The following is a 20,698-nucleotide window of genomic DNA, read 5'->3' on the forward strand; positions in this document are numbered from 1 at the left end:
TCGAACTGATCGCCGACAACGGGGGTGCGAATCGCCGACAATGACTACGGAAACGCAAAAACACATTTTGGATCTGCCCAACGCATTCGCGGAGCTGGATTCGCTGATCGCCTTTCTTCAAGGGGCACGCTCCAAAGCAGTCGAGGTTGACTGCCGCGGCGTTGCCTTGATGCCCTCGCGCTGTCTGCAGCTCCTGCTTGGTGCAGAGCAGCAGTGGCGGTCCGAGGGGTGGGCTTCTCAGTCACCAATATAACCGAACCCTGCCGCAAGTCCCTGACGCTTCTGGGGCTGGAGCCCAACCGTTTTGAAGACGAGGAAACAGCATGAAAACCAAAGTTCTGGCAATCGACGATTCCCGCACCATCCGGAATCTTCTGGCCGCGACCCTGGAAGAGGCCGGATTTGAATACCACTGCGCGGTCGATGGCCGTGAAGGTGTAGACATGTACCCGGATGTGGATCCGGACGTTGTGATCACCGACATCAACATGCCTAACCTCGACGGTTTCGGCGTGATTGAGGAACTGCGCGGCACCGGAATAAATTCCAAGGTGCCGATTCTGGTGCTGACCACCGAAAGCGCGCCTGAACTGAAATCACGCGCCCGCGGCGCCGGCGCCACCGGCTGGATCACCAAGCCGTTTGACGATGCCTCTTTGATCTTCGCTCTCAAGCGTGTGACAGGAGCTGCGGCCTAAGATGTCGGGTTCGATTCAGGATACCTTCTTTGAGGAGTGCGAAGAGCTCCTTGAAGCAACGGATGAGGGGCTGACCGCCATCGAAGGAGGCGATCACGACCCTGAGACAGTCAATGCAATCTTCCGCGCCGTGCACTCGATCAAAGGCGGTGCCGGGGCCTTTGGCTTGGATGACCTGGTGGCCTTTGCCCACCGGTTTGAAACCGTGTTTGACGAGGTGCGCGCCGGCCGGATGGAGCTGGACGGGAAGCTGATCCAGCTGCTGCTGCGCTCCAGTGATCAACTGTCGGCGCTGGTCGAAGCCGCCCGGGACGGTGGCGAGATAGACGAAGCGCACAATGATACGCTGCTGGCAGCACTGGATGAATACATCCCGAAGAAGAGGAAGACCTCACCTTCGAGCCGATGGGGCTTGGCGCTCCGGCGCCGGTGGCCGATCTTGGCATTGTGCCGGAAGCACCGGCAGAGCCGCAGGAGGAAACCTACCGGATCCGGTTCCAGCCGCTGAAGGAAATGTACGGTACCGGCAATGAGCCGTTCTTTCTGTTCCAGGCGCTTAAGGACATGGGCGATCTGACCGTGAAGCTTGACGAAAACGAGCTGCCCGGCTTTGACACGATGGACATGAGCGAAAGCTACCTGGCCTGGGACATCACTTTGGTGACCAAGGACTCCCGGTCGATTGTCGAGGCAGTCTTCGAATTTGTCGAAGGTCTCTGCGAATTGTCGATCGATGGCGAAGGCGACGCGGAAGCGGAAGCCAATGCACTGGCTGCCCTGGACGCTATGTTCAGCGCACCTGATGCTCCGCCCGCAGCGGACACAGCAGAAGGGGGGCACCCGCAGTCCCTTTTGAACCGCCGGTCCCCGCACCTGAACCCGAAGCCAAGCCGGCACCTGCCGAAGAAAAGGCATCGGCCCCGAAAGCCGAGAGCGGCAAGCAGGAGCAGCGCGGCGGTCCCAAGCCCACGCTCCGCGTCGAACTCGAGCGGGTGGACCGGCTGATCAACGCTGTCGGGGAGCTTATCATCAACCATTCGATGCTGGCGCAGCAAATCGCCAACCTCGATGTCTCTGATACAAGGGACGTTGAAACAGAGCTCGAAGGTTTCAAAAACCTCGCGCGCGACATCCAGGAAGGTGTCATGGCAATCCGTGCTCAGCCGGTGAAACCGCTGTTCCAGCGCATGGCCCGGATCGTCCGGGAAGCGTCGGCTGCGACAGGTAAAACCTGTAAACTCGTGAATGAGGGCGAAAACACCGAGGTCGATAAGACGGTGATCGAACGGCTGTCCGACCCGCTGACGCATATTCTGCGCAATGCGGTGGACCACGGGGTCGAAAAACCCGAGGACCGGGAAGCCGCCGGGAAATCCAAGGTTGGTGAAATCCGATTGTCGGCTTCCCATCGTTCTGGAAGTGTTTGCATTGAAATCAAGGATGACGGGGCCGGTGTGAACCGCCCGCGGGTCAAACAGATCGCCATTGAGAAGGGCCTGATCCCGGAAAATGCCGAGCTGACTGACGGCGAGATCGACAATCTCCTGTTCGCGCCTGGTTTCTCCACCGCCAAGGAGGTGTCAAACCTCTCTGGCCGCGGTGTCGGTATGGATGTGGTGAAGAATGCGGTGACCGGCCTGGGCGGCCGCATCAATATCTCCTCCACGCCCGGCAAGGGGTCAACGTTCACTATCATCCTGCCGCTGACCTTGGCGGTGATGGACGGCATGGTGGTGTCGGTCGCTGACCAGACCATGGTGGTGCCGATTACTTCTATCGTCGAGACCATGCGCGGCAGCGATGACATGATCAACAGCCTCGGCGCCGACGGCACCCTGCTGTCGATCCGCGGCAATTTCGTGCCCATCTGCGACGTAGCCGGCAGCCTGGGGCTGTACCGCGAAAGCGACCGGCAGGCCGGCGTCTATCTGCTGGTGGAAACCGAAACCGGCCAGCGCTGCGCCTTGGCAGTGGATGACATCCACGACCAGCGCCAGGTGGTGATCAAAAGCCTGGACGGCGTCTGCGGGGAAATCGCCGGCGTTGCCGCAGCAACCATCCTTGGAGACGGCAAGATCGCCATGATCCTGGACCCTGAAAGCATCATTGCGGCCTCGCCCACAGCGGCCGCCTTTGACACCGAGCGGAGAATGAGCAATGCAAGCTGAAGCGAAGCATACCGATCAGGAAGTGAAACACGCTGAACACAGCGAGTTTGTCAGCTTCACCGTCGCCGGGCAGGCCTTCTGCCTGAAGATCACCCAAATTCGCGAGATCAGGCGGTGGTCACCGGTGACGATCCTGCCGCATGCTCCGGCCGACGTGCTGGGGGTGATGAACCTGCGCGGTGCGGTGATCCCGATCTACGATCTGTCCGCCCGTTTCGGCCTGCAGCAAACCGAAGCCAGCGAGCGCAATGTCGTTATCGTCGTTTCGGTGCATGGCAAGCCGGTTGGCCTTCTGGCCGAGTCGGTCTCCGAGATCATTTCGATCAATCCGGACGACATCCAGGACACCCCGCCGGTCGATAGCCGCAATACGATGGAGTACATCCAGGGCATCATCTCGCATGATGACACCATGGTGCGCATCATCAATCTCGATGCGGTGATCTCGGCTCCGGAGCAGGTGATGCCGTGAGCGCAGCAGGTTCCATCTCCCCCAGCACAGAGAGCTTTTCGCTGTCGGACCAAGAATTCGAAGCCATTGCGCAGTTCGCGCATAAAAACTTCGGCCTGGCCATGGCGGCCAGCAAAAAGCCCCTGGTGTCTTCACGCCTGGCCCGCAAGCTGCGCCAGCGCAACATCACCAAGTTCAAGGACTACCTTGCCAGCCTGGACGGCCCGAATGCCGACCAGGAACGCAGCGGGCTGCTGTCGCTGCTGACCACCAATGTGACCCATTTCTTCCGGGAGCCGCACCATTTCGAAACGCTGCGCAACGACGTGTTGCCGCCGCTGATCGAACAGGCGCGCCGCGGCGGCCGGGTGCGGCTGTGGTCAGCGGGCTGCTCGAACGGGCAGGAGCCCTATTCGATTGCCATGACAGTGTTGGATATCTGTCCCGAAGCAGCGCAGCTGGATTTCAAAATCCTGGGTACGGATATCGATCCGGTGGTGGTGCAGCATGCCCAGACGGCGAAGTACCCCGAGGACGAGCTGGCCCAGATTGATACAAAATACAGCAAACTGGTGCCCAAACGCGATCCCGACGGACGCTTTCCCGAAAGCCTGCGCAAGCTGATCACTTTCGGGGTGCTGAACCTGATCGAACCTTTCCCGTTCCGCGGCAGGTTCGATGCGATTTTCTGCCGGAACGTTGCGATTTATTTCGACAACCCGACCCAGCAGAAGGTCTGGAGCGCTTTTCAACAAGCCCTGAACCCGGGCGGTTACCTCTTCATCGGTCATTCCGAGCGCATGTCAGGCCCGGCGGCGCAGCAACTGAAGACGGCCGGGATCACCACTTATGTCAACTCATCCGCAGGCAGGAAAACCTGACCGCGGCTGCAAGCAGAGCAGAAGGAAAGAAAAAATGAGCTTGAAAGACTCTCTCCGCGTTATGGTCGTTGACGACATGTCGACAAGCCGGGGGATCATCACACAAAGCCTGGATGAGATCGGCATCAAGAACTATATGGTCGAGAACGCCGGCCAATCCGCCTTTCAGAAACTGACCCAAACACCAGTTCATCTGGTGCTGTCGGACTACAACATGCCGGGCATGGACGGGCTGGGGCTGCTGCAGGCCGTGCGCGGCCATCAGGTAACCCAACGGGTTGGATTCATTCTGGTAACCGGCAAACCAACTCCGGAGATGATCCAGATGGGCAAACAGCTGGGCCTGAACAACATAGTCCGCAAGCCGTTCACGGTGGCCACGATGAAACAGGCCATCGAACAGGTTGTCGGGCGGCTATAATCATGGAACGCCCCGACAAAGCCCTAGGCGAACTATGCGCCGCGTCGGCCTGGGAGATGGAGCAGTTGCGCAGCCAGATGCAAGCGTTGGAAGACGTTGTCCTGGACGTGCTGGAACGCGGCACCGCCCCGACCAGCCAGGAGCTGCGCTCGTTGCAGGACTTTGATCTGGTGATCCAGACTCTGTCCGGGCTCTCCGGTTTCTACAAGCGCGTGCAGGCGCAAGTTGATGAAGCCGGGCCTGCCGATCTGCCGGCCGCAGCTGCCGGGGTCACCCTGGAAAAGCTGCGCGAGCGGCTGCGCGCCGCAGGCAGCATGGCAAGCACCTGAAATCAAGCAGCTCCGCCCGACCCGGGCGGGGCCGTTTTTTCACCTTCAGCGGCGGCGAATTTCCTTTTTCTTTGCTGCCGCAGCGGACTACATTGGGACATAGCTGAAACTGCCAGCCCGGGTATTCGCATGTCACTTCTCATCAAGCCTCTGATTTTCACAGCCTGCTTGCTTGTTGCAACGGGTGCGCAGGCCGCAAGCGACCGCATTGCTCTGGTTATCGGCGTGGCGGACTATCAGTACCTGCCGCCGCTGGAGAACACCCGCAACGATGCCGTGGCAATGGCGGACACGCTGGAAGGGATCGGTTTTGACGTCAGCCTCGCATTGGATCCCGGCACGGCGGATATGGTGCAGCTGCTGGAGGATTTCACTTTCCGTTCCGAAGTGGCCGATCTGGCTCTGGTCTATTTCGCCGGCCACGGGATCGAAGTGCAGGGCGAGAATTTTCTGATCCCGGCTGATGCCCAGGTGGCCAGCAACCGCGATGTGCAGCGCCAGTCCTTGTCGCTGAAACAACTGCTGGGGGCAGTGGACCGGGCCCGCAAGATGCGGATCGTGATCCTCGACAGCTGCCGCGACAACCCGCTGGGCGATTCCATCACGCTGGAACAAAGCAGCAGTGAAGCTGCCGAAACGAATGCCGCAACCCGCGGCGGCGGCGGCATGGCAGCAGCCGATCCGGACCGGGGCACCCTGGTGGCCTTTGCCGCCAAGGACGGCCAGGTGGCGTTGGACGGCTCCGGCAGCAATTCGCCCTATGCCACTGCGCTGATAGAAAAAATGGTGCAGCCGGGGCTGGAGATCAGCCTGATGTTCCGCCAAGTGCGCGACCGGGTGATGGAAAACACTGCTAATCTGCAGGAACCGCATACTTATGGCTCACTGACCGGCGTGCCGTTCTATCTTGCCGGCCCGGGCAAAAATGATGCTCCGGTCACGGTTGCAGATGCCTCCGAGGCCTGGGCGGCGCTGAAACCCGACCAGGAAGAGCAGCTGCTGGCGCTGGCGGATCTTGGCGACACCCGTTCGATGCTGGGCCTGGCCTATATCCGGCTCAACCCCAACGAGGGCCGTTTTGATCCCGCCGCGGCGGTCGGCTTCCTGCAGCGTGCCTCCGATGCCGGCTCTCCCGAAGCGCAGTTCGAACTGGCCAAGCTTTATGAACGCGGCACAGGTGTCGCAACGGACCCGGCCAAGGCGTTGGAATTGTACCAGGCTGCTGCAGCGCAGGATTTTGCGGATGCGATCAACGACCTTGGATTCTTGCATTACCAAGGCGGGCTGGGATTGCCTGCCAATCCGAAAAAAGCCCTGACCTTTTTTGAACGCGCTGCGGATCTGCGCCACCCGCAGGCCCAGTTTAATTTCGCTGCCTTGATAGATGACGGTCTGATCCCGTCGAAAGGTCCGGAAGATTCAGCGCATTATCTTTATGCAGCTCTGCGCAGCGGCAGTTCAGATGTGCTCAACCTGCTGAGCGAGCGGCCCAATATGTTCACTCCGCAAACCCGGCGCTCTCTTCAGTTGAAACTGAAGGAAAACAACTTTTATGCCGGTGCCATTGATGGCAATTTCGGGCCTGGAACCCAACGGGGAATCCGGCAGGCTTACGGGTTGGAAGGCTGAAGGGCGGATTTGCGAAACAGCATCACAGCTGACCATCCGCGATCCACGCATCCAGCTGGCGGCGGCTGATCTCAAAGTGCATGCTGTCTTCGCGCCGGAATCCGGCGCCCCAGACCCAGCCCTGATCATAAAAGAAATCCGCCATGATGGTCAGGCCCAGCTGGGTCTTACCGTCGGTGAAATTATCCAGCTTGCCATCAATGTTCAGATCAACGGCCAGGCCATAGCTGTGGGTTGACAGTGAATTTGCGGTGCCGCGGATCCGGCGCACACACAGCGCGCCGGCCGTATTGATGCGGGCATAGAGATCCGGATCCGCCTGGCGGATGTTTTCAAATACCACCTTCAGGCTTTCGATCGCCGGGCGCAGCATGCTGACCCGGATCGGCCCGACCTGTTCGGTCACCAGCTTTTCCTTGAGGTTCGCATTGGTCATCGGTTGGCAGGTATCGTTCAAATCCTCCCGCGGACGGCCCAGTTTTTCCGTCAGATATTTGCCGCCCGTGACCCGCAGCCCGCGGTTCACATTCAATCGGTCGGCAATCAGAACCACCTGTGCGTAATCCAGATCGGCGCCGCCTGTCTGGTTCCAGATTGCGGCCTCGCCTGCCGCGTCATCGGTAAAAGGGGTTCCCCCGCCTGCCCCTCCGGCCGGCAGGCTGGCAACCTCGCTTTGCAGATCGGTCATCCGCGATTGCAGATCCTCGACCTGCTGGCGCAGCATCTCAATCTCGATCCGCGCGGTCGAATCAACACCGCCCGCCCCTTGGAAGTCTTCTTCACTCAGCAGCCAGCTGAGCCCGAACCAAACCGCCGGAGCCAGCACAAGGCCAATGGCGATTATCACTGCTGGCAAAACCCGCATTTTCCCTCCCGGATCAATTGCGCCCATTTCAATCCGTCGCCGCGCGGCAGTAAACCCCTGATTACAACTTGCCGGAAACACCGTGTTTTTTTCCCGCGCTTCACTCTGCGTGCCATTGGCAGGCCGCAGGTGCTGGTATAGACTGCAGCCATGTTGAATTGGCAGGGGAGGGCGCCGGGCATGATCCGCCTTAAAGGAATTTTTGCAAGTGTTCTGGGTGCGGGCCTGATTTTTGCCCCGCTGGCTCAGGCGCAGTCGAATGGCGGCGAATTGTCAGTCGAGGAAATCACCGAAGCCTTCAAGAAGCAGAAGACGCGCGGCCTGGTTATCGTGCCAAGCAGCACGGCTGCCGCCGAAGATCCTGCGGAAGAAACCGCAACCGTGGCCGCGGCGGCCGAGGAGTACAATCCGGTCGACCGGCAAACTCAGATCAATGTACAGATCTCCTTTGACTTCGACAGCGCTGCGCTGCGTGCCGATCAGGCCCCGAAACTGGCCAATATGTGCGCCTCGATGAAGGCGCTTGATGGCACAGTGTTCCAGATCATCGGCCATACTGACAGCTCGGGATCCGCCGCCTATAATGAACGGCTGTCGCTGCTGCGGGCGCAGGAAGTCCGCCGTCACCTGATCAGATCCTGCGGTGTGGGCGAAGAAATGCTCAAAGCAATCGGCATGGGTGAGACCGCGCCTTACAACGAAAACAATACGCGCGCCGATGAAAACCGCCGTGTTGAATTCCAGGCTCTGGGCTGATCACGGCCCCGACCCGCGCCGGATGAAGGGCCAGGGAGACTTCCATGCTTGAATCGCGCCCTGGCGACTTGTTCCAGCCGGGTGACCTGCTGAATAATACCTACAGGATTGAAGGCCTGCTGGGTCGCGGCGGCACGTCTCATGTCTATAAGGCACGCTCGGAAATCTCCGGCAACCTGGTCGCCCTGAAGGTGCTGAAACAGGAACTTGCCGCCAATGAGGACTTTACCGTTCTGATGGCGCGCGAGGAGAATATCCGCGAAATCCGCCATGCTGCGGTGGTGCGCTATTCGGAAAATCACCGCACCCCGGACGGCCATATCTATCTTCTGATGGATTATGTCGAAGGCCCCGGTCTCGACAAGCGCCTGAAGCAGGGACCGATGGAGGCTGAGGACCTGCTGGTGATTTGCCGCCGCGTGGCCCAGGGCCTGCAGGCGGCGCATATCCGGAACATCGTCCACCGCGATCTTAGCCCGGACAACATCATCCTGCGCGGCGGTGACCCGGCCGAGGCGGTGATCATCGATTTCGGCATCGCCAAGGACACCAATCCGGGCGCCCAAACCATTGTCGGAAATGAGTTTGCCGGCAAATACTCCTATGCCGCACCGGAGCAGATGAGCGGAAACACCGACGCCCGCTCGGACATCTATTCGCTGGGTGCGCTGCTGTTGGCCAACTTCCGCGGCGCGGCGCCGAAACTCGGCGCCAATCCGATGGAAGTAGTTGAAAACAAGCAAAAACCACTCGACACAGAAGGCTTGCCTGAACCTTTCAAAACCCTGATCGAGCGGATGTGCGCCCCGGATCCGAACGCGCGGTTCCAGAATGCAGGTGAAGTTCTGGCCTTTCTGGATGATCCCGATGGCGGCAGCCTGGGGATATCCTGGATGGCCCGGCTGAAGACGCCACCATTATCGTGCCGCAGACCAGCAAACCCGCCCCGCCGCCACGATCCTCGGCCAAGCCGGTTCAAGGTAAGGCGGAGGAAGCAAAAGGCGGCAGCGGCGGTCTTTGGGCGGCTTTGGCGGTTTTGCTTCTGCTCGGCGGCGGCGGGGCTGGCGCCTATTTCAGCGGCATGCTCGACAGTGTTTTCCACCCTCCTATCCAGTCGCCCGCCCCTATTCTTTCATCGCCGAAAAAGCCCCCGATGGTCCGGTCCAAATCGTTGGCAACGTGCCAAGCGAAGCAGCACGGGACGCCCTTTTGGCGCTGTCCCAGGATGCCGATCTGACTCTGGCCTCCGGCGCGATATCCGACACCTGGGGCGCCGATGTGCTCAACACGGTTGAACCGCTTGAGGGTTTGCGCGAATGGCGCCTGGTGGTCAGCAACAACAAGGCGCGGCTCACCGGCTCCACCGACGACACCAACGTGGCCGAAATGCTGAACGAGCTGTTCCGCAACGGCCTGCCCGGCGCCCTGGAAGGCAAGGCCGAGATCCGGTTTGAACTGCCGATGCTGCCGGTGGCCGAGGTCAAGGCAGTGATGGAGGCATTTGCCGATTGCGGACCGCTGCTGCGGGACGGCAATGGCCATTACGACGGTTACGCGCCCAGCGACCCGGTGCTGATCAGCGGCCGCGTCGCCAGCACCGCCACCCGGCTGGAACTGTTCGATGCGCTGCGCGCGCTGGCGCATGAACGCCAGGTGGTGCTGGATGTTGAGGTGCTGAACAACGCGCTATGTGTTGTCGAACAGCATCTGCCAAAAGCCCCGTCCGGCGGCGCCGAAGTGAAGTTCGCCGTTGGCGGATCAAGCGTTGAGCCCAATCCATCAGGCCGTTTCTTTGTCGGTGAAAACCCGGTCATCGATATCGTGCTGCCGGATGATGTGACCGAAGGTTACCTGACCGTGTCGATCCTGGATGTTTCAGGCAATGTATTCCATTTGCTGCCCAATATCTCGCGCGAGGACAATGCTGTTGCCAGCCTGCGGGACGGTGCCGCGGGCACAGTTCCCGTGCGGGTTGCCTATAGCCTGGAAGAATCCGCCACCAACGGCGGCATTGCCTTCAAGGTTGACGACAGCACCCTTGGGAAAAGCAAAGTGGTGGTCCTGCACTCCGCGGAACCGCTGTTTGACGGCATGCGCCCGACGTCCGAAAGCGCAGTAGGGTTTGCCGAAGCCTTGCAGGCCAGCTACGAGGCGGATTCCAGCCGCATCCGCTCGCTGGACAGCCGTATTCTGGTGACTGCAAAACCCTGATCAGCGGGCCGGAGATTTTTGGCAATTCCGGCTCGGAAAACACACGTGGTTTGTTCCGTTTCCTTCGTCAGGAAACGGCGGCGTCACAGGACGTCAATCACCACTGCGGTAATATTGTCCGCACCGCCCCCGTTTAGTGCGATCTGGATCAGCTGATCGCCGACGGTCTCCAGCGGTGTGCCGGTCAGCGCATCCTGCAGGATCTGGAAGGTGGCATATTTTGTCAGCCCGTCCGAGCAGATCAGGAAGCGGTCGCCAGGTTCCGTATCACCGCGGATTTTGTCGATCTCCAGCTCTTCCCCAACACCAACAGCACGGGTGATCGCGTTGGATTGCGGATGCTGCTCCGCCTCGTCCCATGTCATTTTTCCAGCCAGCACAAATTCTGCCACAGCCGAGTGATCCTCGGTCAGCATTTCGATATGCCCGTCCCGCAGCCGGTAGATCCGGCTGTCGCCGGCCCATAGCCCGGCAAAATGCTGATTGGCCATCACCAGCGCCGCAACTGTCGACCCGATTGTGCCGCCGCCACGGGCTTCCGCCTCAGCCCGGATCGCCTTGTGCGCGTTCTGTATCGCCTCGCGCAGCGCATGCATCCGCGCCGCAGGATCCAGACCCAGCGGGATCATGGCCGCAGCATCGGCGATCAGCCGGCTGGCATAATCCCCTGCGTCGTGCCCCCCATTCCGTCTGCCACGAGCCAGATATCATGCTCCGGCAGCGCCAGAACCGCATCCTCGTTGACCTTGCGCTTAAGACCCACATGGGTTTGCGCGGTGTAACGGTATTTGCGCAATTGGTTCATCACAGCCCCTCCGCATCCGCCCAAACCGGTGCCTTTAGGTCAAAAAGCCCCAGTGCGGTGCCGCCTTGCGGCAGATCCGCACAGGCCAGCCGCCGCGGCACGCCATCCAGCATCGCCGTCCACAGGCTGCAGCCGGTCAGCCTCCCTTCCAGTGCGGCACCCGCCAAGGCACTTGGCAGTACTTCCGGCCCCTGGGCACCGGCCAAAACAAGACCCGGGCCTGCAGCCGGCAGCGTATCCGCCGATCGTATGTCCGGCATTGGAATACCCGCAAGCGCTTCCGCCAGGCTGTCCTTGGTCATCGTATCCTCCAATGCATCCAGCGCCACATCTTCCAGCCGTTCAAACAGCGCATCCTCGCCAAAGCAGGGCACGGCGGCCGGACCATTCCCTGGCAGCGCCGCCATCAGCGTCAGCGGAAACCGCCGGCCTACCCGGTCAACCGACGGCATCAGCACCCCGATCACCCTTTGCGCTCCGGCCAGTCCGGCAGGCAGGGTAAACCGCCAGATCGGGGCGGTCATGTAGTGGGCATCAAAACCCGGGCCATAAATCTCGCGCCCGCCCAGCATAACCTGCTGCAGCCAGGCATCCCAAACCCGCACAAATCCGCCCGGTGTATTCAGACGGAAAAAATCCCCGGCTGAAGGCATCTTACCGAATGCACCGAACCCCGCCATTACATCGACTTCGGGCAGCTGAATTTTGCCATTGCCGGCAAGGCAAACGGGTTGATGACAGACCCGGATTGCAGTTCGAACAGTGCTAGCCGCCCGCCAACGCGGAAATTCACCCGCCGCCGATCCGAGACATTGGTGCGCCGCACCTCTGCCGCATCCAGCAGCCGGAACCAGGCCCAAGGCCCATCGCGCGACATCACGTTTTCGGCGTCGCGTTTCTTGGGCAAAAGGGTGATCCGCGCCAGCCCCACCGACCCCGGCCAAATCACAGCCACAGGCGTCGGCGCACCGGACCGGTGGTTATAGGCCACTTTGGAACCATCGATCTCCAGCACAACCTCCTTCGCCTTGGGGTCCAGCGCGTTGACGGTGATCTGAAACTGCACCGCAGGCTGAGCACCGCCGGCAAAAAACGCCTCCTTGATCTCGGCGGCATATTGCATCTGCTGCAGCACCGCCGGGCTAATGCCCAGATCCACGTCATTCACCCGCTTCCAGGTCCAGGGACGGCTGCGGGTATCGACGTATTTCAACAGCTGATCATTAAAGAAGCCATCAATCATCCCGCCGGGTGCAAACAGTTTGGCAAAATCCGCCATTGCCACATCAGCGCGGGCCGAGCGGTTGAACGGATAGCGGTTCCCCAGCGCCTGCTCGCAGAACGGCAGCACCGCCGATTGCCAGCGCGCATTGATCGACGCACGGGTGCCCTCCGAGGTGATCCCCGAAGACCCCGCGGAAATCTGCGTTGCCCAGCGGGGCAACGGCCCGCCCATCCGGCTGGCGGTCTGCTGGAACTGCAGCAATGCCTGGCCGCTTTGCCCGCCCGTGGCCACGCCCGAGAAGGACATCTTGTTCAGCTCCTGGTAGACCTGCTGCAGCTGGCCCATCAAATCATCCAGCTGCGAGGGCTGGCCTTCGGGCCGGTTCACCAGATTGTACAGCCATTCAAACCGTTCCTGCACATAGGCGCCCGGCGGCTTGGCGGCCTGTCCGGGCGCATTTTCAGCAGAGCCGACCAGCGCCTCCAGCAGGATCTGGCCCTGGATCGACAGATTGGAGCGCGCCTCAATCGCGGCCACGTTCTGGGCACCCGCAGCAAGAGTGCCCGCGTCCAGAATAGATTTGTCCTCGTTCAACCGGGTCTCGGCACTGACGTCGGTCAGGATGTTGACGATGGGCGAGGTTGGCCCCGACAGAACATTCGTGACCTCAACAGCGTGGGACAGCGACTCCAGCGGGATAATGTCGATATCCCCCAGGATCTGGTCATAGCGGCTGATATAGTCGTTGTAGTACAGGTCCAAAACGTCCCGGCTGAGCTTCAGCAGCACTGCCTCGTTCTGGGCGGCATCACTTTGCTCGCCCAGCACCCAGGCTTCGCGGTGGACCCTCTCGGCGACACTGACCGCCTCCGGCAGGAATACGTTGTGGAAGCCGTCATAGGTGAAGACGCCTTCGATCCCCTCGTTCAAGGGCTTGCCGGAACTGCGCACCAGCACCCGCATGACCGACGGTCCGCCAACATCCGTGATCCGCCACTTCGCCAGCGCCGTGGCCTTCTTCGAGTTCAAAATACCGTTGTAAACCCGCTGCGCCAGCGGCATTTCCGACAGGATGTTCTGCGCCTGGGCAATCAGCGGGCCATTAAGGGCAATCTCCTCCATCGGCTGCGACAAAAGCGCGGTCAGATGATCCATCAGGTCGGCACGCAGCTGGTTGCGGGCGATGCCGGGATAGGCGATCCGCTCCCAATCCAACCGCATCCACTCCTTGATCAGGTCCTGGTTCATCGGCCCCTGCAGGCCCAGCATCAGATAGATTTTCAGCGCTTCATACAGCGTGTCGGGATTGTTGATATTTCCCTCGATCTGCTGCTCCAGCCGCACCAGCAGCCGCGGCAGCAACCGCTGGTTCAGCGCCGCGCGGTAGGTCTGTGCGGCCTGGGTGCCGATCACCTCGCCCTGATACAGGCCATATGTCATCGCCCCGTCAGGTTCCGGATCCGACAGCACCGGATTGCCCGGCATGTCGCGCAGATTGTTCAGCGCGGCGGCCACCGGCACCAGATCGGTATCGCCGACCGGGCTGGGCGGCAACTGCGCCGCTGCTGCCTGATAGGCGGCAACCTGACCCTCAGCCTCGGCAATCAGATCGGTGTTCCTCAGATAGGACCGCACCCAAAGCGCGCCCATAGCAACGGCCACCAGCACTGTCGCAGTGATCGCAATCCGGCGGGTCCAGCGGTAGCGGCGTTCGACCTTGTCATCCGCCGACACCAGCCCCGCCTCGGGGAACATCACACTTTCAAACAGCCGGGTCAGGAAGAAAGACCGCCCGGTGCCCTGCCCGGTGCCAATCGCCTGCCGCCCGATGCCAAAAGTCTGCGCCATGCCCAGCATCAGCCGGTCGATCGGCGTGCCTTCCTGGGTGCCGGAGGTGAAATAGACCCCGCGCAGCATCTGACGCTGTTCATAACGGTTGTCCTGAAACACCTCGGTCAGAAACTCGCGTGCCACACCGCGCATCGAGGCCACCTGCGCCGGGAAGCCGGCAATCAGGGCGCGGCGCTGGTGGTCGGTCTCGGTCTGCATCTTTTCCAAGAGCTGCGCATTGACCTGACCCAGCAGCAGCCCGAACTCCTCGTCAAACCCGGCAATCGGCGCGGCGTCCTTTTTGCCCTTGGGCAGCGGCAAGGTGAAACCCCAGACCTGTTCGCGGTCCTCTTTGCCCAGAGAGTCGTGAAACTCCTGAAAACCGGCGATCAGGTCGGCCTTGGTGAACAGCACATAGACCGGAAAACGCACGCCCAGCTTCTCGCGCAGCTCCGCCAGACGGCGGCGCACGGCAGCAGCGTGGCTTTTCTGGGTGATCTCGTCCTGCAACGACAGGTCCGACAGCGAGATCGCGATGATCGCACCGTTGATCGGCTGCCGCTTGCGGTACTTCTTCATCAGCCCCAGGAAACCCAGCCAGGCGGCGTTATCCGCCTCGGCGTCGCTTTCCTGGGTGGTGTAACGTCCCGCCGTGTCGATCAGTACCGCCTCATTGGTGAACCACCAGTCGCAGTTGCGGGTGCCGCCAACGCCGCCAATCGCAGCCTTGCCCAGCTTTTCGGCCAGCGGAAACTGCAGGCCGGAATTGACAATCGCCGTGGTTTTGCCTGCGCCCGGTGGGCCGATCATGATGTACCAGGGCAGATCGTTCAGATGCCGGCGGCCGCCCTTTGACTTGCGCAGCTCCTTCATTGCGTCCTTGAACTTGCCGCGCAGTTCGCCGATTTCCTCGGACAGCACATCGTCTTCCGAGGTATCCACCGCTTCGGCGATCTCTTCGGTCATCTCCTTGTCCTTGCGGCGGCGCCGCCAGAAAATGATGCCGATGATGATGAAGTACAAAAGGAAGATCACCCCGATTGTGATCAGCCGCGACATCACACTGTCAAACGGGCGCCAGTCCTCGCTGCCGATGAAAGGGGTGAAATACCACACACAGGCCGACAGCACCGCTGCCAGGATCAGCAGGATGGTATAGATCGACCGGAACAGCGGAAAGATATAACGGCGGATCATCCTTCAACCTCCTGAACCAGCAGGATTTCGATCCTGCGGTTCTTGGCACGCCCTGCGCGGGTGCTGTTGTCTGCAATCGGTTCCTTGTCGGCGCGGCCCTCGGCCGACAGCCGGTCCGGGTCGGTCATCACCTTGGCCATGCCTGCCATCACCGATTTCGCCCGCGCCAGCGACAGCGCCATGTTGGATGGGAAGCGGGAGGAGCGGATAGGAATATTGTCGGAATGGCCCGCCACGATAATCTTGCCCTTTTCGTCATTCAGCGATTCAGCCACCCGGTTCACCGAGGACCGGAATTTCTGGCTGAGCTGGTCCGAGCCCGAGCCGAACATGCCCGATCCGGCCAGCCGGATAATCAGCGTGTTGCCCTTTTGGAAGACCTGCACGATGCCTTCCTTGATCTCCGGTTCCAGGAAGCCCGAGACCTTGGCGATCTGTTCTTCGGTTGTCGGTGCAGGCGGCGGCGGCGGCGGTGGCGGCGCACGCCGTTCCAGCTCTGCCTTGGGGCCGGAATCGACAATCGTCAGCTGCCCGACCACATTCTCGGTCTGGTTCGACAGCATCCAGCTAAGGCCCAGAAACTGCAGCGCCAGCAGCGCGCAGGTGGCTGCCAGGGTGATCCACACCAGCCGCCAGACCGACAGTGCCTTGAACGGTTTGACCAGCCCTTCCCAATGCGGCGACAGATCGCGCTCTACGGGTCCGCGCTGGTTGCGGATGATCCGGGCCAATGCGCCGCGGATCTGCAGATGTTTCTCGGAACCGCCCTGCTCCACCCGCAAACGGCCCTCAAATCCCAGCGACAGGCACATGTACAGGAATTCGAGCATGTCGATATTGCCGCCCGGCTCTTTCTCCAGCCGCGCCAGCAGGTCATAGAACCGGTCGCCGCCCACCACCTCGCGGTGGAATGTGGCCACCATCGACTGCAACCCCCAGGCGGATTGCCCGCCCCAGGGCGTGTTCAGCACCACGTCATCCAGCGTCGCGCACAGCGCATAGCGCGCAATTTTCACCGTCTGGGCGGCAATGCCTGCCTGCAACGCGCGGTTCTCAAATGCGCGCACCTCGGCCACCACATTCTTGCGCAAGCCATCCGGGTCCATGTGCTGGGCCCGGTTGCGGATCCGGCTGATCAGCGCAAACAGGGTCGAGGCACAGGCCGTCAGCTGGTTCATGCCCGTCAGCGCCATTTTCGGCGCCTTCGCCCCGCCCGCGGCAGCCTGTTGTTTCGGCGCAGCCGCCTGCGGCACGCCATAGGCATCCAGCCCCGGCTCAGCCGGCTGTTCCGATCCGGGCTGGACCTGCGGTGTTTCCGGTTGCTGTACCGGCGTGGCCGTCCGCCGTCCGCCAGGGTTCGGCCTGATCACCGTCTTGTCGGTATCCCCCGGTTCGGCAAAGGGATCGTCATAATCAGCCATCTCAGCATCTTCCCTTATGCATTACGGATCGCCCAAAGCTCCATCTTGAGCCCCGGATACTGCCCAGACACATGCACTGCGATGCCGCCCGAAGTGGTCATCTTGCGCCAATAGGGGCTGTCCGCGTCCATCTCGAAATAGACCACGCCGGAGTGATAGGGGATCTGCCGCGGTGCCACCGGCAAGGGCCGCAGGGTGATCCCCGGCAGCGCCGAATTCACCAGCTGGCGGATCTCCTCGACGGGTCCGATCTTAGCCTGGCCGGAAAAATGCTTGCGCACGTCCTCGGCCGGAATGTCGGCGCTGACTGCCAGTACAAAACCAGCATTGCCCAGCAGTTTGCGGTCGGCAATGACCCCCACCGAGATACCGTATTTGCGCGCCTCCAGCTTGATCGGGATCGCGGTCTGCTCCAGAACCGAGCTGAGGTATTGGCGCAGCACCCGGATCACCGGCGCAAAGCATTCGACCAGATTGTCATGGGTATAGGGCGGAAACTCCGGCGCCTGTTTTTCGGTCGACATGAATACCGACAGCTCCCCGGCCAGCCCGGCACAGGCGGTGAAGAGGCGTTCGGGATGCAGGTTCTCGATATTGCGCAGATGGCGCACCTGCGGCAGCATCCGGTTGACCACCGCCAGCAGCATGAAGTCCGACACATCCGCCACCCCGCGGGCACCGCCCGCCTCTGACAAGCGGCCCGCCAGCGCCTCCGTCCGGTGCGCCAGCAGCCCCTCCAGCTCGCGCAAGAAACCGCTGAGCGCAGGCGCCGCCCGCACATCCAGGCAAGCCGGGACAAAGGCCTGATCCAGCACGATCTCCTTGTCCGGGCGCACCTCGATGATGCGCGCCACGGGGATCGCCAGCAGATCGGCCAGATCGTCCACCTCCAGGGCAAACTGCAGCCGCATCTTGCCCACATCCAACTCCACCGGCTTGCGCTCGGTCGAGGTGACATCAGTGACTTCCTGCTTGTCCGGACGCAACCGGCTGGCGGAGCGTTCGGCGCCGCTCAGGTCTACCTCGGTGGCGCCCTGGCGGCGCTGGGGCACGGTGATATAGACGATGCAATCCTTGACCGTCGAGGGCACTTCCATCGCCGGCGGGTGCGGATCCGCCATCGGCACCCGGAACACCGTGCCGTCATGGGTCAGCCCTTCGCAGGACTTCACCGCGAACTGGCCGATCTTCAGCGCCTCATGGTCGATTTCCAGCCCGTTCACACCCCAGGCATAGGGGCCGAGCCGCCGCGCCAGCCCGGCAACCAGCGCCTCGTTATAGCGGTCGGACTGCTGGAAGTGATGCGGCTGCAGAAACAGCCCCTCCGTCCAAAGTACTTTACTGTCCCAGGACACCGGGATCTCCTCTCAGTTGCGGGCACGCGCCAGCGGCGCGGTGCGCATCAGTCCTTCAGCCTGTCCAGCTGATCCTTGTAGGCACGCGCGAACTCGCGGCTGAACAAGTCGTGAAAATCATTCTCAGCCTGATCGGAAATCTCCGCATACAGCTGCTCATAGACGTCCCAGTATTGCGCCTTTTTACCGCGCAAAAGACCCTTAAGGCCGCCTTTGGTTTCGATCTGGCTTTCCAGTGCCTTGGGGTCGAGCCGTTTCAAGACACCTTTCAGCGCCGCCTCCATGCCGGTGACCATCGCCACCTCATGCGCCTTGATATCGCGCAGCGCCTCTTCAGCGGCGGTTTCAGGCGACAAGTAACCCTTGGTCGCCGGGCGCACCATCGCCTCAACCGCCTGTTCAGGCGTGATCGAGAATTTCAGCGGGTTGTTTCCGCCCGCCGAGATCATCGTCTGTTCGATCCGGAATTCAGACTTGATCGAGGTCCGCGTCATCAGGATTTCGCGCAGGCCGGTAACCAGTGTCCGCATCACCCGGCCCATGCGCGCCATGGTGCTGGCGTGTTCCGCCGGATCAAGGCTGACTTCGGCGCCGGCACCCTTCAGGAACGCGGCCACCGCGTCCTGCGCCTCAGCTGACGGCGGGGCCGCTGGCGCGATGGTCTTCTCTTCCCCCGCAGCCGTATCCTGCACCGGCGGTATCTCGGTCGGCGGTGCGGACGGCACTTCCGGCGGCGGCGCTGCCGGCGGGGTTTCCGGCACCGGAGGCGGAACCTCCCGCGGCGGCGATGCAGGTTGCGGATCGGGGGCAGGCACCGGGGTTTCCGGCTCGCCTATACCGGACAGGAAATCATCGTCCCAATCGTCCGGGATCATGTTCGACTGCGCTGCAGGCACCGCAAACCCGTCCGAAGCGGTCGGGTTGTGGTTGGCCAGACTGGCCCCCTCCCCTTCGCGTCCATCGCTGGCTTTTTGAAAGAACGGATCTTCTTCCTCGCCCAGGGGCGGCAGCAGCTCATCGATCGGATCCACCGGGTTCAGCTGTGCAGGCCCCTTCAGCCCCTCGCCCAGCAGATCATCCAGGAAATCACCGCCCGGTCCGGCGTCTTCCAGCAGCTGCAGCGGATCCGGCGCATTGGCGGCATTGCCGTGCGAGGCCGGCCCCTGCGCGGCGGGGGCAGCAATCATGCCGCCGACATCCGCCAGATCATCGCGGATTTCCACCACCAGCTCATAGTTGCCGACGCACAGCACATCCCCATTGTTAAGCGGCGTCGGCGTGCGGCCCAGCGGGATTTTGGAATAGTTCAGAAAGGTGCCGTTGGAGCTGAGGTCCACCACCACCACATTTCCATTGTGATCCTCGATCACGCAGTGATTGCGCGACAGCAGCTGATCCGGATCCGGCAGCACCAGGTCGCAGCTGGCGCCGCGGCCCACAGTCAGGCTTGGCCCCCGCATCGGAACAGGGGCCGCATCGCCGGGCATTGCGCCCGAGCTTTGGAATTTCAACGTCACTCCCATGCCTGGGCTTATCCTCCCACCAATACGGTGACCTGCCCCAGGGTGATCATGCCGCCGCACGCTGCCGTATCCATGATACGCGCCGCAGGCAGGCTGTTGATCAATACCGTGCCGGACCCCTTGACGATCGGGTGCGGCGGCGCCGCGGTACACATATCAGAGACCCGCGCCGCAGGCAGACCGCCCACCAGCACGGTCACCGCGCAGGGCGGCAGGATCGGCGTCGGCACCGGCAGCACCGGCGGCGGCGGGGTGGAGGGCAGCATGCAGGCATGCAGATCCGTCATCCGGGCCTGTGGCATTCCCATAACTTACATCCTCCCTCAGCTTTGCGTTGCCGCTTCCGGCACCTGGACAACCTGCCCCTTGCCGCCACGTGCAATATCCAGCGCCCGCTCTATCAGAACGCCGCCGTGTTCTTCAAACTTATCAGACAATTGACCCAAGGCCACCATATTCATGGCAAAGGCCGCCGCCTCGGACGCGCCTGCGGGGGCGGGATATTGATTCAATTCTCCCGGTCCCAGGGTGCCGGCCGCATAGAGCACCGCCAGCGCGCAATTCACCGTGTCATCATCCACATAGGCATGATCCAGGGTGATACGCGCCTTGTCGCGGTTTTCCTCGGATGGCTCAAACACCCAGGCCTCCGACGCCGTCAGCGAGGCCGGATCCTGGTCCGAGCGCGGCCCGATGTAATCGCGCGCCGCCAGACAGGCCCACCAGACCCGCTCCCGCGGGGGCAGCAGCACTGCCAAAAGCCGCAGCAGATCGACCAGCGCGCCTTTGCGGTCCAGCTCCTCCAGCACAGTTCCCGCCAGCGCCGTAGGCGGCGCCTCCAGCGGTGTTTTCAATATAACATTTGCCCGTGACAACAGCTTGGCCACCGGGTCAGCGGGCATTTTCACCAGCTTTTCAAATCTTGCCGACATC

General features: G+C 61.7%; 19 protein-coding genes and 2 pseudogenes. 11 read left to right on the plus strand and 10 right to left on the minus strand.

Going from position 1 to position 20,698, the window contains the following annotated elements:
* Positions 1–40 precede the first annotated feature (40 nt).
* The 8 genes and pseudogenes from ETW23_RS27000 to ETW23_RS24180 all read left to right on the plus strand — a co-directional run bounded on the left by ETW23_RS27000 (position 41) and on the right by ETW23_RS24180 (position 6,577).
* Positions 41–327 (plus strand): annotated as a pseudogene (locus ETW23_RS27000) (STAS domain-containing protein).
* Positions 324–698: a response regulator gene (locus ETW23_RS24150; protein WP_027260146.1), complete on the plus strand. Its 375-nt coding sequence runs from the start codon at positions 324–326 to the stop codon at positions 696–698. The pseudogene ETW23_RS27000 and the gene ETW23_RS24150 overlap by 4 nt, the downstream one beginning before the upstream one ends.
* Position 699: 1 nt before the next feature.
* Positions 700–2,866: pseudogene (locus ETW23_RS24155) on the plus strand (chemotaxis protein CheA).
* Positions 2,856–3,338 (plus strand): chemotaxis protein CheW, encoded by a 483-nt coding sequence (locus ETW23_RS24160; protein ID WP_129373198.1) that lies wholly within the window; start codon positions 2,856–2,858, stop codon positions 3,336–3,338. Before ETW23_RS24155 ends, ETW23_RS24160 begins: the two are co-directional and overlap by 11 nt.
* Positions 3,335–4,198, plus strand: a complete 864-nt coding sequence (locus ETW23_RS24165; RefSeq protein WP_129373197.1) for a protein-glutamate O-methyltransferase CheR — start codon at positions 3,335–3,337, stop codon at positions 4,196–4,198. The genes ETW23_RS24160 and ETW23_RS24165 overlap by 4 nt, the downstream gene beginning before the upstream one ends.
* Positions 4,199–4,232: 34 nt before the next feature.
* A complete protein-coding gene (locus ETW23_RS24170) occupies positions 4,233–4,619 on the plus strand; it encodes a response regulator (protein ID WP_027260150.1) in 387 nt (128 codons plus the stop codon).
* A gap of 2 nt (positions 4,620–4,621) precedes the next feature.
* On the plus strand, positions 4,622–4,948 hold the full coding sequence (locus ETW23_RS24175) for a hypothetical protein (protein WP_134831741.1): 327 nt from the start codon (positions 4,622–4,624) through the stop codon (positions 4,946–4,948).
* Positions 4,949–5,077: 129 nt separating this feature from the next.
* Complete coding sequence (locus ETW23_RS24180) at positions 5,078–6,577, plus strand: caspase family protein (RefSeq protein WP_134831742.1); 1,500 nt, start codon at positions 5,078–5,080, stop codon at positions 6,575–6,577.
* A 22-nt stretch (positions 6,578–6,599) separates the two neighbouring features.
* On the opposite strand, the gene ETW23_RS24185 is transcribed toward ETW23_RS24180, so the two are convergent.
* A complete protein-coding gene (locus ETW23_RS24185; RefSeq protein ID WP_134831743.1) occupies positions 6,600–7,442 on the minus strand; it encodes a M15 family metallopeptidase in 843 nt (280 codons plus the stop codon).
* 180 nt (positions 7,443–7,622) lie between these two features.
* Here ETW23_RS24185 and ETW23_RS24190 point away from each other — a divergent pair, with 180 nt between their 5' ends.
* Genes ETW23_RS24190 through ETW23_RS26480 form a run of 3 tightly spaced genes read left to right on the plus strand, consistent with a single transcriptional unit; the run spans position 7,623 to position 10,409 of the window.
* The gene (locus ETW23_RS24190) at positions 7,623–8,198 is read left to right on the plus strand and encodes an OmpA family protein (RefSeq protein ID WP_134831744.1); all 576 of its coding nucleotides are present in this window, start codon (positions 7,623–7,625) and stop codon (positions 8,196–8,198) included.
* 44 nt (positions 8,199–8,242) lie between these two features.
* On the plus strand, positions 8,243–9,493 hold the full coding sequence (locus tag ETW23_RS26475; protein ID WP_254695271.1) for a serine/threonine-protein kinase: 1,251 nt from the start codon (positions 8,243–8,245) through the stop codon (positions 9,491–9,493).
* A complete protein-coding gene (locus ETW23_RS26480; protein ID WP_254695272.1) occupies positions 9,408–10,409 on the plus strand; it encodes a DUF4384 domain-containing protein in 1,002 nt (333 codons plus the stop codon). The genes ETW23_RS26475 and ETW23_RS26480 overlap by 86 nt, the downstream gene beginning before the upstream one ends.
* A gap of 83 nt (positions 10,410–10,492) precedes the next feature.
* On the opposite strand, the gene ETW23_RS24200 is transcribed toward ETW23_RS26480, so the two are convergent.
* Genes ETW23_RS24200 through ETW23_RS24235 form a run of 9 tightly spaced genes read right to left on the minus strand, consistent with a single transcriptional unit; the run spans position 10,493 to position 20,697 of the window.
* Positions 10,493–11,038: a PP2C family serine/threonine-protein phosphatase gene (locus ETW23_RS24200; protein WP_368075919.1), complete on the minus strand. Its 546-nt coding sequence runs from the start codon at positions 11,036–11,038 to the stop codon at positions 10,493–10,495.
* A 17-nt stretch (positions 11,039–11,055) separates the two neighbouring features.
* A complete protein-coding gene (locus ETW23_RS27005) occupies positions 11,056–11,214 on the minus strand; it encodes a hypothetical protein (protein WP_368075920.1) in 159 nt (52 codons plus the stop codon).
* A complete protein-coding gene (gene tagF, locus ETW23_RS24205) occupies positions 11,214–11,894 on the minus strand; it encodes a type VI secretion system-associated protein TagF (RefSeq protein ID WP_134831745.1) in 681 nt (226 codons plus the stop codon). Before tagF ends, ETW23_RS27005 begins: the two co-directional genes overlap by 1 nt.
* On the minus strand, positions 11,894–15,466 hold the full coding sequence (tssM, locus tag ETW23_RS24210; protein ID WP_134831746.1) for a type VI secretion system membrane subunit TssM: 3,573 nt from the start codon (positions 15,464–15,466) through the stop codon (positions 11,894–11,896). The genes tagF and tssM overlap by 1 nt, the downstream gene beginning before the upstream one ends.
* Positions 15,463–16,887 (minus strand): type VI secretion system protein TssL, long form, encoded by a 1,425-nt coding sequence (tssL, locus tag ETW23_RS24215; RefSeq protein ID WP_134831747.1) that lies wholly within the window; start codon positions 16,885–16,887, stop codon positions 15,463–15,465. The genes tssM and tssL overlap by 4 nt, the downstream gene beginning before the upstream one ends.
* 14 nt (positions 16,888–16,901) lie before the next feature.
* Positions 16,902–18,242, minus strand: coding sequence for a type VI secretion system baseplate subunit TssK (gene tssK / locus ETW23_RS24220; RefSeq protein ID WP_134831748.1), 1,341 nt, complete (start codon positions 18,240–18,242; stop codon positions 16,902–16,904).
* Positions 18,243–18,289: 47 nt separating this feature from the next.
* Positions 18,290–19,765 carry a type VI secretion system-associated FHA domain protein TagH gene (gene tagH, locus ETW23_RS24225; protein WP_134831749.1) on the minus strand — a complete coding sequence of 492 codons (1,476 nt, stop codon included), beginning with the start codon at positions 19,763–19,765 and terminating at the stop codon, positions 18,290–18,292.
* An 8-nt stretch (positions 19,766–19,773) separates the two neighbouring features.
* A complete protein-coding gene (locus tag ETW23_RS24230) occupies positions 19,774–20,073 on the minus strand; it encodes a PAAR domain-containing protein (protein WP_129373185.1) in 300 nt (99 codons plus the stop codon).
* 15 nt (positions 20,074–20,088) lie between these two features.
* A complete protein-coding gene (locus tag ETW23_RS24235; RefSeq protein ID WP_129373184.1) occupies positions 20,089–20,697 on the minus strand; it encodes a hypothetical protein in 609 nt (202 codons plus the stop codon).
* Between the last annotated feature and the right edge of the window lies 1 nt (position 20,698).

This window comes from Leisingera sp. NJS201 (genome assembly GCF_004535885.1).
In the GTDB taxonomy this organism is placed as follows: domain Bacteria; phylum Pseudomonadota; class Alphaproteobacteria; order Rhodobacterales; family Rhodobacteraceae; genus Leisingera.